16 protein-coding genes are annotated in these 13,059 nt (G+C 54.2%); 9 read left to right on the top strand and 7 right to left on the bottom strand.

Annotated elements, in window-relative coordinates; genetic code table 11:
- Positions 1–26: 26 nt before the first annotated feature.
- Genes tsaD through KO498_RS00975 form a run of 5 tightly spaced genes read left to right on the top strand, consistent with a single transcriptional unit; the run spans position 27 to position 3,222 of the window.
- On the top strand, positions 27–1,121 hold the full coding sequence (gene tsaD, locus KO498_RS00995) for a tRNA (adenosine(37)-N6)-threonylcarbamoyltransferase complex transferase subunit TsaD (protein WP_215958006.1): 1,095 nt from the start codon (positions 27–29) through the stop codon (positions 1,119–1,121).
- Positions 1,118–2,080 carry an NAD(P)H-dependent glycerol-3-phosphate dehydrogenase gene (locus tag KO498_RS00990; protein ID WP_215958005.1) on the top strand — a complete coding sequence of 321 codons (963 nt, stop codon included), beginning with the start codon at positions 1,118–1,120 and terminating at the stop codon, positions 2,078–2,080. Before tsaD ends, KO498_RS00990 begins: the two co-directional genes overlap by 4 nt.
- Before the next feature lies 1 nt (position 2,081).
- Positions 2,082–2,354 (top strand): YciI family protein, encoded by a 273-nt coding sequence (locus KO498_RS00985; RefSeq protein WP_215958004.1) that lies wholly within the window; start codon positions 2,082–2,084, stop codon positions 2,352–2,354.
- Positions 2,354–2,767, top strand: coding sequence for an EVE domain-containing protein (locus tag KO498_RS00980; RefSeq protein ID WP_215958003.1), 414 nt, complete (start codon positions 2,354–2,356; stop codon positions 2,765–2,767). The genes KO498_RS00985 and KO498_RS00980 overlap by 1 nt, the downstream gene beginning before the upstream one ends.
- A 59-nt stretch (positions 2,768–2,826) precedes the next feature.
- A complete protein-coding gene (locus tag KO498_RS00975; protein ID WP_215958002.1) occupies positions 2,827–3,222 on the top strand; it encodes a DUF1761 domain-containing protein in 396 nt (131 codons plus the stop codon).
- A 223-nt stretch (positions 3,223–3,445) separates the two neighbouring features.
- On the opposite strand, the gene KO498_RS00970 is transcribed toward KO498_RS00975, so the two are convergent.
- The 4 genes from KO498_RS00970 to KO498_RS00955 form a co-directional block, all read right to left on the bottom strand.
- Positions 3,446–3,787, bottom strand: coding sequence for a DUF2853 family protein (locus tag KO498_RS00970; protein ID WP_215958001.1), 342 nt, complete (start codon positions 3,785–3,787; stop codon positions 3,446–3,448).
- Positions 3,788–3,917: 130 nt separating this feature from the next.
- Complete coding sequence (locus tag KO498_RS00965; protein ID WP_215958317.1) at positions 3,918–4,619, bottom strand: extensin-like domain-containing protein; 702 nt, start codon at positions 4,617–4,619, stop codon at positions 3,918–3,920.
- A gap of 36 nt (positions 4,620–4,655) precedes the next feature.
- Positions 4,656–6,047, bottom strand: coding sequence for an adenosylhomocysteinase (ahcY, locus tag KO498_RS00960; protein WP_215958000.1), 1,392 nt, complete (start codon positions 6,045–6,047; stop codon positions 4,656–4,658).
- Between the two features lie 88 nt (positions 6,048–6,135).
- Positions 6,136–6,459: a hypothetical protein gene (locus KO498_RS00955; RefSeq protein WP_252731207.1), complete on the bottom strand. Its 324-nt coding sequence runs from the start codon at positions 6,457–6,459 to the stop codon at positions 6,136–6,138.
- Between the two features lie 140 nt (positions 6,460–6,599).
- Between KO498_RS00955 and KO498_RS00950 the strand changes: the two genes are divergently transcribed.
- On the top strand, positions 6,600–7,205 hold the full coding sequence (locus KO498_RS00950; RefSeq protein WP_215957999.1) for an HD domain-containing protein: 606 nt from the start codon (positions 6,600–6,602) through the stop codon (positions 7,203–7,205).
- The gene (locus KO498_RS00945; RefSeq protein ID WP_215957998.1) at positions 7,205–7,660 is read left to right on the top strand and encodes a GNAT family N-acetyltransferase; all 456 of its coding nucleotides are present in this window, start codon (positions 7,205–7,207) and stop codon (positions 7,658–7,660) included. Before KO498_RS00950 ends, KO498_RS00945 begins: the two co-directional genes overlap by 1 nt.
- Here KO498_RS00945 and KO498_RS00940 read toward each other — a convergent pair.
- The 3 genes from KO498_RS00940 to KO498_RS00930 all read right to left on the bottom strand — a co-directional run bounded on the left by KO498_RS00940 (position 7,647) and on the right by KO498_RS00930 (position 9,972).
- Positions 7,647–8,693, bottom strand: a complete 1,047-nt coding sequence (locus KO498_RS00940; RefSeq protein WP_215957997.1) for a glycosyltransferase 61 family protein — start codon at positions 8,691–8,693, stop codon at positions 7,647–7,649. The genes KO498_RS00945 and KO498_RS00940 overlap by 14 nt on opposite strands.
- Positions 8,694–9,245, bottom strand: coding sequence for an ActR/PrrA/RegA family redox response regulator transcription factor (locus KO498_RS00935; protein ID WP_215957996.1), 552 nt, complete (start codon positions 9,243–9,245; stop codon positions 8,694–8,696).
- Between the two features lie 73 nt (positions 9,246–9,318).
- Complete coding sequence (locus tag KO498_RS00930) at positions 9,319–9,972, bottom strand: SCO family protein (RefSeq protein ID WP_215957995.1); 654 nt, start codon at positions 9,970–9,972, stop codon at positions 9,319–9,321.
- A 78-nt stretch (positions 9,973–10,050) separates the two neighbouring features.
- Here KO498_RS00930 and regB point away from each other — a divergent pair, with 78 nt between their 5' ends.
- Positions 10,051–11,430, top strand: a complete 1,380-nt coding sequence (gene regB, locus KO498_RS00925; protein WP_215957994.1) for a sensor histidine kinase RegB — start codon at positions 10,051–10,053, stop codon at positions 11,428–11,430.
- A 58-nt stretch (positions 11,431–11,488) separates the two neighbouring features.
- Positions 11,489–13,036 carry a PAS-domain containing protein gene (locus tag KO498_RS00920; protein WP_252731206.1) on the top strand — a complete coding sequence of 516 codons (1,548 nt, stop codon included), beginning with the start codon at positions 11,489–11,491 and terminating at the stop codon, positions 13,034–13,036.
- The last annotated feature ends 23 nt before the right edge of the window (positions 13,037–13,059 follow it).

The following is a 13,059-nucleotide window of genomic DNA, read 5'->3' as shown; positions in this document are numbered from 1 at the left end:
CAAACCCGCTTGCAACGAAAAGGCTTATGACAAAATCAAAGCTCATCCTTGGTATCGAAAGCAGCTGCGACGACACTGCCGCGGCAATTGTTGAAGGCACGTCAGGCAACGCTGTCGTGCGGTCTTCTATCGTGCAAGGCCAAAATGCACTGCATGCAGCCTTCGGTGGCGTCGTTCCCGAGATAGCCGCGCGCGCCCATGCCGAGCGGCTTGATGGTTGCGTCGCCAAAGCCCTTTCAGAAGCGCATGTAGCGCTTGATGACCTCGACGCCATCGCTGTCACAGCTGGCCCGGGTCTGATTGGCGGTGTTATGTCAGGTGTTATGCTTGCCAAGGGCTTGAGTGCCGGCACAGGCAAGCCCCTTGTTGGGGTAAATCATCTTGCAGGCCACGCTCTCACACCCCGTCTCACCGATGCAACGCCATACCCCTATCTTATGCTGCTTGTATCTGGCGGGCACTGTCAGTTTTTGCTGGTCCGCTCTGCGCAAGAGTTCTCTCGGCTTGGCGGCACAATTGACGACGCCCCGGGCGAAGCCTTTGACAAAACCGCGCGACTGCTTGGCTTGCCACAGCCCGGCGGCCCTGCCGTCGAAACAGAAGCCCTCAAAGGTGACGCTACGCGCTTTAAGCTGCCTCGTCCCCTGCTTGATCGGGCTGGTTGCGACATGTCCTTCTCCGGTCTCAAAACAGCTTTGCTGCGCGCTCGCGACGGTGTGATCGCTGCAAATAGCGGTCTAACAAGACAAGATAGAGCCGACCTGTGCGCAGGGTTTCAAGCTGCAGTTGTTGATGTTCTAGCAGAGAAAACGCGGCGTGCGTTACAAGTATACTTGGCCGAAACTCCAGCCGTTCCAACACTTTCTATCGCCGGAGGTGTTGCCGCAAACACAGCCATTCGCGCAGCATTAGAGAACGTTTCTGCTGAATTTGATGTTGCTTGCACAGCGCCACCCCTCGCTCTTTGTACCGACAATGCAGCGATGATTGCATACACAGGGCTTGAGCTTTTTGAGTTAGGCCAGCGCAATGATCTATCACTCGGCGCTCGCCCTCGATGGCCGCTGGACACAACCAGCCCCGCCATGCTTGGATCTGGCAAGAAGGGAGCAAAGGCATGATCACAGTTATTGGCGCCGGTGCGTTTGGCACCAGTCTCGCTATTTCCTTGTCGCAGGGTGGCAAAGCCGTTGCTCTCGTTGCCCGCAGTAAAGAGCATGCCGCCGAAATGCAGGCGACTCGCGTCAATGCGTTGCGCTTGCCAGGTGCTTCCTTGCCAGAGTCGATTCAGATTTTGGACAGCATCAGCGCACCCGCAGCTGGCGGCCCCTGTATCCTTGCGGTGCCTATGCAAAAACTGCATGGCTTCCTAAATGAACACGCCGGGTCTCTCGCAGGCCGCTCCCTCATTGCGGCCTGCAAGGGTATCGACTTGCAAACAGGGCTTGGTCCGATAGCAACAATATCTAATGTTGTTCCAAGCGCCCGACCGGCCTTGTTAACAGGGCCGAGCTTTGCTGCTGATATAGCCTGCGGTTTGCCGACAGCGCTCACGCTTGCTTGCGCAGATGCAGAGCTTGGTGAACGTTTGCAACAGTCTCTAACAACGCCAAACCTACGTATTTATCGTAGCATTGATACCGCAGGCGCAGAGCTGGGCGGTGCTTTGAAAAACGTGATCGCTATCGCATGTGGCGCGTGCATTGGCAACGGCATGGGTGACAGCGCGCGCGCAGCTCTGATGACCCGTGGCTTCGCCGAGATGCAGCGCCTTGCTTTGCGAAAAGGAGCAGAGCCTGAAACTCTCACAGGCCTATCAGGTTTTGGAGATCTGGTGCTCACTTGCACATCCGAACTGTCGCGAAACTACCGCTTCGGACTCGCCCTTGGACGAGGGAAAGAGTTTGACCAATCCATCACCGTTGAAGGCGTTCCTACCGCCAAAGCCGTTGTGAATTGGGCCAAAAAACTTGACGTAGAAATGCCTATCTGCACAGCTGTTGCAGCACTGTGTGACGGAAAGTTAAGCGTTTCCGAGGCCTTGCAAGCACTGCTCTCACGCCCACTTAAGGAAGAATAACATGCTTATCGCTCTTATCTGTACAGACAAACCCGGCGCATTAGATGTGCGCAAATCCAACCGAGACGCTCACCTTGCTTACATCAAAGATACTGGTGTGGTTGCCATGGCTGGGCCCCTTCTTGACGCAGCAGGTGACATGGCCGGATCACTGGTTGTGCTTGACGTGGAGTCCCTGTCGGACGCACAGGCTTGGGCCGACAATGACCCCTACGCAAAGGCAGGTCTGTTTTCTGATGTGCGCATTCAGGCTTGGAAAAAGGTTATTGGCTGATGCGCTATTGGTTGTTCAAATCCGAACCCTCCACCTGGAGTTGGGACGACCAAGTTGCCAAGGGCGAAGCTGGTGAAGAATGGGACGGTGTGCGCAACTACCAAGCCCGCAACTTCATGCGAGAAATGGATCTCGGCGATCGCGGGTTCTTTTATCATTCCCAAAAAGAGAAGGCGATTGTCGGAATCGTTGAAATTTGCGCAACTGCTCACCCCGACAGCACAACCGATGACGAACGCTGGGAATGCGTTGACATCAAAGCTGTCAAGTCAGTGGTGAAGCCTGTGACTTTGGCAGAGATCAAATCTGATGAGCGCCTAGCCGAGATGGCGCTTGTCAAAACCTCGCGGCTGTCTGTTCAGCCTGTCACGCCGCAAGAATGGAAGATAGTTTGCACGCTTGCTGGCCTTTAGGCTTTTGTTTGTCTGACGCACAAAATGTCCTACAGTCAGGTAAAACAGGAGGAAATCACATGCAAATGCTCAGTGTTCTCGTCGCTGCCGCCGCTGGTTGGGGGCTTGGCGCTCTCTGGTATGGCTTGCTTTCAAAGCCTTGGGTCGAAGCATCAGGAGTTAAATGTGACGAGACAGGCAAGCCCGAAGGCGGCCAGAGCCCGGCAATGTTCGCAGTATCATTTGTGTTGGTGCTGATCGTCGCCGGCATGATGCGCCATGTGTTTGAACTGTCGGCGATTACCACTACTGGCAAGGGTCTTGTTTCGGGCCTTGGCATCGGGCTGTTTTTCATCACACCGTGGATTGCACTTAACAATTTGTATGGAATGCGGCCGCTCAAACTCACGTTAATTGATGCGGGCTACGCGACAATTGCTTGCGCCATTATCGGCTTGGTATTGACGTTGTTCTAAAAAAAGAGGGTTCTGTCGCGCTATTCGGACAGAACCCTCTTTCACCCCGCGTGCTCCCATACACCACACGCAAACTTAAATTCAGGTCCGGCCATCCTAGCTCGGTCTCGTCCTTGCTACTTGAAGCTGCAGATTCGAGCAAACCCAAACTATTTAGAAAGCGTCTCAAATGAAAAGCGCCCGCTCTTGCAAGCAGGCGCTTTCAAAATCTTGTGGGTCGGGTTTAACCGTAAACCGCTTCCTTACCGAAGTGCTTTGTCAGCATATAATATACAACAGCGCGGTACTTGTTGCGCTCTGAGCGGCCATAGGTTTCAAGCACAGCGTCAATCGCCTTTGCCAGTTCAGGGCCGTCTGAAAGGCCGAGTTTCTTGATCAGAAAATTCTCTTTCACTGTCTCGATCTCGCTTGGCTGCGATGCCGCAACAGTTGAAGCGTCAGCGTTATAAATCGCCGGACCACATCCGATAGTCACCTTCGTCAAAAGGTCCATATCTGGCTGCATGCCACATTTGTTTTTCAAATCATCCGCATACTGCGCGATAAGATCATCACGTTTTCCCATAGTCTTCGTCTCCCACCTGCTGGCGTTTCCGCCCGTTAACATATTATCTAAATAGATACACTGGGAAGTCTACCGTCTAAGTTGGCGAACACAAAGGGGAAACTTTTCCGTTTCTCCCCCTCGGCGGGTGTTAGCGACACAAGCCCCACCCCGGGCCTTGCAGATGAAAGTGATCTGCGTGCAAGCTGTTGTATCGCGGCCCAAGCGCCACACGGAACCAGTTACAAGCCGCCTCGTTCACTTCGAGGAGGAACGCCGCTTCTGCAGTGTCTTTGCCCCAGTCGCGCTTTAAGTCGATCACCTTGCCGCTTTTGCTGACAAATCCTGCAATGTCGATAGAAGACGCCGTCGCATGTGTGCTCATCCTGCTTGGCCCGCCAGTGCCCGTGCGCATCGCCCGACAGTTGTAACTCGAAAAATGCGCAACCTTGCTGATCGACTCGTTCAAATGCCGTTTTGCCGCTGCCTGAATCCCGTGTGCTTCCCAAAGAGCAAGCCTCAGCGCTGTGTTGCATGTTGTTTCAACCGGCCGTAACTGCACCGCCCCAACACGGCTTAGCTTTACGCGGTTCTTGATATGACACTGCTCGCTTTCAATATGGTCGCTCATTGGCTGCATATCGGCAGCGGCAGCCAAAATATCTCGGCAAAGCTCACGACTGGCCAAGGCTTGCCTTAACTTCCAAATGGTCAAAGGCGAAACATCATCAGCAACGCGCAGCGGTTTTGTCGGGTTCCAAGCCCGCGGCAACGGTGTTTCAGGGTGTGTTAGTGCCTGCCAGACGCCAACCACACCCAACACCACAAACAAAAAGAGCCCCGCGCGGCGCATAGCCAAACGGAGCCCTTTAATAAATATTTTCACGCTTTAGTAGCGGTAGTGCTCGGGCTTGAACGGCCCATCTGTGCTCACGCCGATGTAGTCGGCTTGCTCTTTGTCGAGCTTGCTGAGCTTCACGCCGATACGATCAAGGTGCAGACGCGCAACTTTTTCGTCGAGGTGCTTAGGCAAGATGTAAACTTGGTTCTCGTAGCTGTCGCCATTGGTGAACAATTCCATCTGCGCCAGCACTTGGTTGGTGAAGCTCGCCGACATAACGAAGCTCGGGTGGCCCGTTGCGTTGCCGAGGTTGAGCAAACGGCCTTCCGAGAGCAGGATCAAGCGGTTGCCATTTGGCATCTCGATCATGTCGACCTGTTCTTTAATGTTCGTCCACTTGTGGTTCTTCAGGTTCGCGACCTGAATCTCGTTGTCAAAGTGGCCGATGTTGCCAACAATCGCCATGTCCTTCATCTCGCGCATGTGCTCGATGCGGATCACGTCTTTGTTGCCGGTTGTGGTGATGAAGATATCAGCCGTAGCAACAACATCTTCGAGCAGCACAACTTCAAAGCCGTCCATTGCGGCTTGCAACGCGCAGATCGGGTCAACTTCAGTTACTTTCACCCGAGCACCAGCGCCCGAAAGCGAAGCCGCCGAGCCTTTGCCAACATCGCCGTAGCCCATAACGACAGCAACCTTACCAGCCATCATCGTGTCGGTGGCGCGGCGGATGCCATCAACAAGGCTCTCTTTACAGCCGTATTTGTTGTCAAACTTTGACTTGGTGACCGAGTCGTTGACGTTGATCGCGGGGAAAGGAAGTTGGCCTTTCTTGTGCAGATCATAAAGGCGGTGAACGCCAGTTGTGGTTTCTTCGGAAACACCCTGAATGTCATTGCGTGTTTTTGTGAACCAGCCAGGGCTTGCCGCCATGCGTTTTTTGATTTGCGCAAAAATCGCTTCTTCTTCTTCCGACGTTGGCACTTCGATCAAGTCTGTCTCACCCGCTTCAACACGTGCGCCGAGCAGCACATAAAGCGTCGCGTCGCCGCCATCATCGAGGATCAGGTTCGCGCCCTCGGGGAACATGAACGAGCGGTCAAGGTAGTCCCAGTGCTCGGTCAATGTCTGGCCTTTGATCGCGAAGACAGGCGTGCCGCCCGCGGCGATCGCGGCAGCAGCGTGGTCTTGTGTCGAGAAAATATTGCATGAGGCCCAGCGCACATCAGCGCCTAGCTCAACCAGCGTTTCGATCAGAACCGCGGTTTGGATAGTCATGTGAAGTGAGCCAACAATGCGCGAGCCTTTCAATGGTTTGCTATCGCCATATTCGGCGCGCAAAGCCATCAGGCCCGGCATTTCGGTTTCGGCAATATCAAGCTCTTTGCGGCCAAATTCCGCAAGGGCGATATCTTTAACAATATAGTCGTCAAACATGGGGATACCTTTTCATAGCTTTAACCAGAATACTGGCTTTGCCGTGGCGATATCACCTCATTTAAATTTGTGCAACTTGTGCGAATGACTACAGCGTTTGCGCGCCTGTTCTCGTCACTTTCGCACTGTCTTGCCAGTTGGTGCCGGTCGCCAGAATACAGGACATTCCCGCCGTATCCGTAGTGATAACAGTGAAAGTGCCTGTTTTGGGCGAGGTCCAAACCTCAACAACGGCGCTATGCCCGTGCAGCCCGCCACCCGTCAGTTGCTCCTGAAAGCTGCCTTGGAGTTTTGCTACCACATCAGCGCGAACGCCACAGCTTTCGGCGTGCGCAGGAAGCGATGTCAAAACAGCGCCAAACGCCAGTATCATCAACGCAAATACGCGCATTGTAAAAAATCGCTCGATCATGCCAAGCTCCTCGATGTCTACTCTCAATATGCCGGCCCTCTAGCGTGGCCGCTTCTTCGGTCAGTTTTTCTGATCCTGACGCTTACAATGCGCGCTAAATGTGGCAAGAAAAGGGCGCATCACTATAGGCGGGCTCAAAAATGGCAAAATCATCGCAAAAACAAGTGCGCGCGTGGCAGCGCATGCTGTCCGGCCGGCGGCTTGACTTGCTTGATCCAACAGCAATTGACATCGAAATAGAAGATATCGCCCACGGCCTTGCCTTTGTGGCGCGTTGGAACGGACAAACAATAGGCGACTTTGCCTATTCCGTTGCCGAGCACTCCTTGCTTGTCGAAGCGCTGTTTGGTCGTATCGCGCCCAACGCTCCTGCAAAGTGGCGCCTCGCCGCACTGTTGCATGATGCGCCCGAATACGTAATCGGTGATATGATCTCGCCAGTCAAAGCTTCGGTCGGTCCGGGTTATGAAGAGCTCGACGAGCGACTCGCCGCCGCCATTCACATTCGCTTTGGCTTGCCCGCCAAGATCCCGACTGCAATCAAAAAGCAGATCAAAAGCGCTGACAAGATTTCTGCTTGGCTCGAGGCAACCCAAATCGCCGGCTTTACCGTTGCAGAGGCCGACAAGTTCTTTGGCAAACCGGATACCTCCCTGCTTGATGGCCTCTCTCTGCAACTGCGCCCTCCCGTTGAAGCGCGCAACAGTTTTACGGCCCGTCACAACGCTTTGCTGGAGCAGCTCTAATGCACATTCGGCGCGTCACATCACACGACGCCCGCCAGCTCGCCGAGCTTCTCAACGAGATCATCGCAATTGGTGGCACCACAGCGATCAAAGACCCCAAATCACGGGATGATATGGTGTCTTGGATAGAGTCTAATAAGGCCAATTCAGCTTGGTTTTTGGCCGAGAACGACAAAGGCGAGGTTCTGGGTTTCCAGAAAATCAGCCCCTATCATTCGCTCCCCGATGAGGCGTGCAGCATCGCAACATTTGCCCGTGTCGGTAAGGCACAGCTTGGTATCGGTTCAGCGTTGTTTGAGCAGACACAGAAGGCAGCTAGAGATCTCGGCTTTGCCTGGATCAACGCCACCATTAAAGCTGAAAACTCCGGCGGCATTGCCTACTATCAATCGCGTGGCTTTGAGCCATACAAGCGCGACGCCGAGCGCGTTTCAACCCGCTTCAATCTGCGCTAACTTCACTGGCGGTCAACCCTCCCCACGGTTCCATTTTTTCAATAAAGTCGTGCTTTTTCAGCGCCTTTCCGATCATGTCGAAATCGAGCGCTGAAATAAGCCGCTTTTTGCCGTGCTCGGCCTCGGAAGTATCGTTCAAAGCGTCAATCACCAGCGGTTTACGCCCCATGAACTTGTGCAGATGTTGCCTGAGAGACCGGCTGGCAATACGCTCGCGTCGCAGGATAACCGCGACCGTCTGAGGCCTGCGCGCAACCATCGCAAACAAATGCAACGCCGAGCCGTCAAGCGCCACAACCCGTTGTGCCGCCTTATAGCGCGCAACTTGCTCGCCGATGCTGTGTTCCTCAGGCCAGAACACGGTGTAACCCGCCTTGTGCATCCGTCTATCAAGCACTTCTTCCCCAACAAACCCGCCTTGCCCGAGCCCTTGCTTGGAGCGAGAAATGAACAGCTTTTCTGGCCCGTCCGGCGCGACGTCCTGTGCAAACTGCTGATCAATAAAGCGGCGAAACACCCGTGTGCCGCCAGCAATACGCCCAAGTCCAAAGCCCTGTCCCGGCACGACAAGTGCCTCAATTTCTGTAGATGCGCTCAGCAACTTCACGGGCAAATCACCCACTGCCAGTTGCAGATAATCACGCTCGTAAGCCAACACCTCCGCACCGTTTTTTACGTCACGGGGCGTAAACACCACCCCTTCAATCTCGTCTCGAAAACGCTTCACAGCCCAAAGGCGCGCGGTACTTTCAACCTGAAAATGCCCGAAATGATGGTAAAGCACACCACCCCAAAGCCACTTACCTTGCAGCTTTGATCTGGGTGTTTCAAAGACTGGTTCTGCCGTGATCAGTTTGTCACGCCGCCACATTGCTGCATGCCTGCAATAGTCTCTATTACTGCTGAATACACCGGCTTTAACAACCAACTTGGCTGATGTCGAAGGCGGAACAACCACCGCATCTTCCAACACAACAACCGACTGGGACCAACCACCATGCGGGCTGGGCGAAGTTGTCGGATCACTGCTCACTTACTTGGGGCTGCGTTTGGCCAGAATGCGCTGCAAGGTTCTGCGGTGCATATTCAAGCGCCGCGCAGTTTCGCTCACATTGCGGTCACACAACTCATACACCCGCTGGATATGCTCCCAGCGCACACGGTCGGCGCTCATCGGGTTTTCAGGCGGCGGCGGCAAGTCGGTTCCCGAGGCCAGCAGCGCATTTGTAATGTCCTTAGCGTCAGCAGGTTTTGAGAGATAATCAGTCGCACCTATTTTTACGGCCGTTACAGCTGTCGCGATCGCGCCGTAACCCGTCAGCACAACTATGCGGCTATCTGGGCGTTTTTCTCGCAGCACCTCGACGACATCAAGCCCGTTGCCGTCTTCAAGCCGCAAGTCACATACCGCAAAAGCTGGTGGTCGTGCTGTCGCGATAGCAACTCCGGCCGCAACCGAACCAGCAGTTTCCACTTCAAAGCCGCGCTTTTCCATGGCCTTAGCCAACCGCCGCAAAAAGGGCTCATCATCGTCAAGCAACAGCAGGGTCTTGTCTTCGCCAATTTCCAGTTGTGCATCCGGCATAGCCTGCTCCCCCTCTGCGTGCCATCAATTCATAGCTCGCTTCACGACACCGCGTCAAACAGATGCGTGTTTCTCAGCCCTTGTCGAGAAAGCACTGCAACCGCTTGGCAACGGCTTCAGCGGGTTCCTCGTGTCTGACAAAGTCAACAAAGCCTGCATCCGGCAGCATGAAATATGAGAAGGTCGAGTGGTCAATCAGATAGTAATCATCGTCACCATCGTCCGCTGGCTGTTTCTTGAAGTAGGTGCGATAGGCGAGGCTTGCCTGCTTCAACTGTTCTTCGGTGCCGGTAAGGCCGAGCATGTCCGGGTGCATAACGTCGGTAAACTCGGCAAGGGCTTCAGGCGTATCTCGTTCCGCATCAATCGAGATAAACACAGGTTTCACCGAGTAGCCGCGCTCTTGAAGTAGCGTTACTGCCTCCGCATTGCGCGAGGCATCGAGCGGGCACACATCAGGGCAAAACGTGTATCCAAAGTATACCAAAGTCGGGCCGGTGATCACATCCTTGTCAGTTACTGTTTTGCCTGTTTCATCTACAAGCTCAAACGGCCCGCCGATGTCTCCGCCGCCGCCAGCAACCGCTCCAACGCGGCAGTCAGCAAATTTGTCTCCAGAGTTGGCAAACTGCGTGTAAGCAAACGTGCCTGCAAGGAGCGTGCCCAGCCCGCCTGCCAGAACAAGCGTTACAACCGCCGCGCTGCTCAAAAGAGGTTTCTTTGACATATGGCTTCCTTTCTTTGTGAAATCTAAGCATTGTGGGTAAGCTCGACAACTCTCAACTGGTATAGCTAACTGGCCGACATGCAACCCGACTCACCCTACAGCAACCGTGGCGGATACATCCGCTTGCGCACCGTTATATGGCTTCGTTGGGCCGCGATAACGGGGCAACTTGCCGCACTTGTGGTCGCAGTTCAAGTTTACTCGCTTCAACTTGAAGTCGGGTTGTTCTTTTTGGTCGTGGGAGCCTCTGTGCTCGCAAACCTTGTGTCGATGTCGATCTTCCCCAAAAACCGCCGACTCTCGGAGAGAGAAAACTTCTTTGTGATGCTGTTTGATCTCCTACAGCTCGGCGCTCTGTTGTTTCTGTCTGGCGGGCTTCACAACCCGTTTTCTATCTTGATACTGGGGCCCGTGGCTATTTCGGCGGCTGTCTTGTCGTCGCGCCGGACGCTGATGCTCGGAGCAATCGCTTTCGCCATCGTAACTCTGCTTGGATTGTATCATCTTCCGCTGCGCACAGATCAGGGGCTGGTCATGCGCATGCCAGACATCTTCATCTTCGGCATGTGGGCAGCTCTGGTTATCGCGATCGGGTTTCTCGGGGTTTATGTGCGCAGTATTGCATCTGAAGCAAACGCCATGTCCGAAGCCTTTCAAGCCGCTCAAATGGCTTTGATGCGAGAACAGAAACTGACAGATTTGGGCGGTGTCGTTGCCGCCGCCGCACATGAGTTGGGCACGCCCTTGGCGACAATCAAGCTGACAAGCTCAGAGATGCTTGAGGACTTTGAAGAAGGCAGCGATCCCTATGAGGATATCACCCTCATCGCCGAACAGACAGACAGATGCCGCGACATCCTGCGCTCAATGGGCCGCGCCGGAAAAGATGATCTATACCTGCGTCGCGGCCTGATTACCGCTGTCATTGAAGAAGCCGCCGGCCCTCACCTTGACCGCGGCAAAAGCATCCTCTTTTCGCAAGTCGGAACCGACAACCTTGAGCAACCTCTTGTCTACCGAAAACCCGAAGTCATTCATGGAATTCGAAACCTCATCCAGAACGCTGTCGACTTTTCTCGTGAGGTCGTTTGGGTTGAAACACGCTGGACAGAACACAGTATTTCAGTTCGCATTTCTGACGACGGAAGTGGATTTCCGGCGAGTATGATCGGGAGGCTCGGGGATCCGTTCATGCGCCGCAGAAAAAACTCTCAGGAGCGGGCCAATAACACTGCCTACGAAGGTATGGGCCTTGGACTCTTCATCGCCAAGACCTTGCTTGAACGCAGCGGCGCCGAGCTTAGTTTTGCCAACGGTCATGACAGTTTGCTCGAAGACGATTTGAAAGAGCACCGCACCGGCGCGGTCGTGGTTGTCCGCTGGGCGAACGATGCGATAACTGTCTCCGCAGAAGACAAACGCCGACCAATCGGCCAGAACGAACTTATTCAGACCTAGATTAACCAATTGTTAACCATTTGCGAAAAAACTCCGCCTATCTTTGGAGTGTTTAAACTTGATTTCTCTTGCCGATATTGCCCTCGTGCTTGCAGCAAGCAGCCTTACCGTTATTGCTGCCTTTGCCCTGGTCCGGTTCACGGCCCCGTCTCCACAACAAAAAGGCGGCTCAAAGCGGCTCGAAAGCGGTGAGATTTACTTCACATTCAATGCCGACCGCTGCACAGACGCGAGCCAAAGCGCGCTTGAGCTTGTCAACAAGACCAGTCCGGATGATGTTACGCTTGGTAATGTCAAAAGTGCCCTCGCCAGCCGCTTTGACTCTCTACCCGCTTTGCTAAACGAAGCGCGCAACGCGACAGTCAAAGTCGACGAGATTCTGCCCTCTTCTGTGTCTCATGACAGTGCTCGCCTTCATGTTATACTTGAGGACAATAGAAGTCGCTTTTATGTCTGCGACAATGCCATTCCCAACCTTGCCGACAGGCACCGCGCTATGACTGGTCGCGCCCACCGTGAGCTGACTTTCGAGTCGCTTAACAAGCTTCCACACCCGGTCTGGATCGCGTCGCTTGAAAGCGAACTGATCTGGGCAAACGAGGCATACAAAATGCTTGGGTCACCACAATCGCCCGAGGCGCCCGTGTTTGAATTCGACACTATCAAAGCGATGCAAAACTCCGGCGACCGGGTCTCTCTTATGCACCCAAGGAAAAACGGCCAAACGCATTGGTTTGATGTTTCGATGTTCGAGCTCGAATATGACAGTTACTTCAACTATGCGATCAACGTCGATGGGCTCATCGCCGCTGAAGTCGCTCAGCGCAAATTTGTTCAGACCCTCGCAAAAACATTTGCCCAGCTCTCGATCGGCTTGGCTATTTTTGACCGCGACAGACGGCTGGTGCTGTTCAACCCCGCCTTGGTAGACCTCACGGCTCTACCGGCCCACTTCCTTTCTGCACAACCAAACTTGCAAAGCTTCTTTGACCAATTGCGCGAAAACCGGATCATGCCCGAGCCAAAAGACTATGCATCATGGCGCAGCCAGATCGCCGATCTTGTCGTGAAGTCTGTCGGCGGAAACTATCAGGAAACCTGGAGCCTGCCGAGCGGGCTTACCTACCGTGTTTCAGGCCGACCGCACCCTGACGGCGCCATTGCTCTCTTGATCGAAGACATCACCGCCGAGATAACGCTAACCAGACGCTTCAAAGGCCAGATCGAATTGAGCAACACTGCGCTTGAAACATTGAAGAGTGCCGTTGTCATATTCGGCCCTGACGGTTCTGTCGTGTTTTGGAACTCCACCTTCAAAACGCTTTTCAATATTTCAGACAGCGCATCTACGGCAGAGCACACCGTGCCGCAGTTTTTACAAAGCTGCCGTCAGAAGTTTGAGGCTTGCGAAGGCTTGGAAGCGTTGCAATCAGCTCTGCGCAAGCTGCACGGCAGCAGCTCAACTGACGGCAGCCTGAAGCTTCGCAATGGAGAAGCGCTTACATTCCAGTTGCGCACGCATGACGGGACCTCGGCAATCGTGACATTCAACACCGTATCCAGCGCTGCCCGAAAGACACAGCCAAAGCTGGCACCCGCCGGTTAAAACCGCTTGCAGTGCTCGCAGCC

The organism is Lentibacter algarum (genome assembly GCF_018860975.1).
Lineage (GTDB): Bacteria > Pseudomonadota > Alphaproteobacteria > Rhodobacterales > Rhodobacteraceae > Lentibacter > Lentibacter algarum_A.
This window is presented reverse-complemented; position numbering and strand designations above follow the sequence as displayed.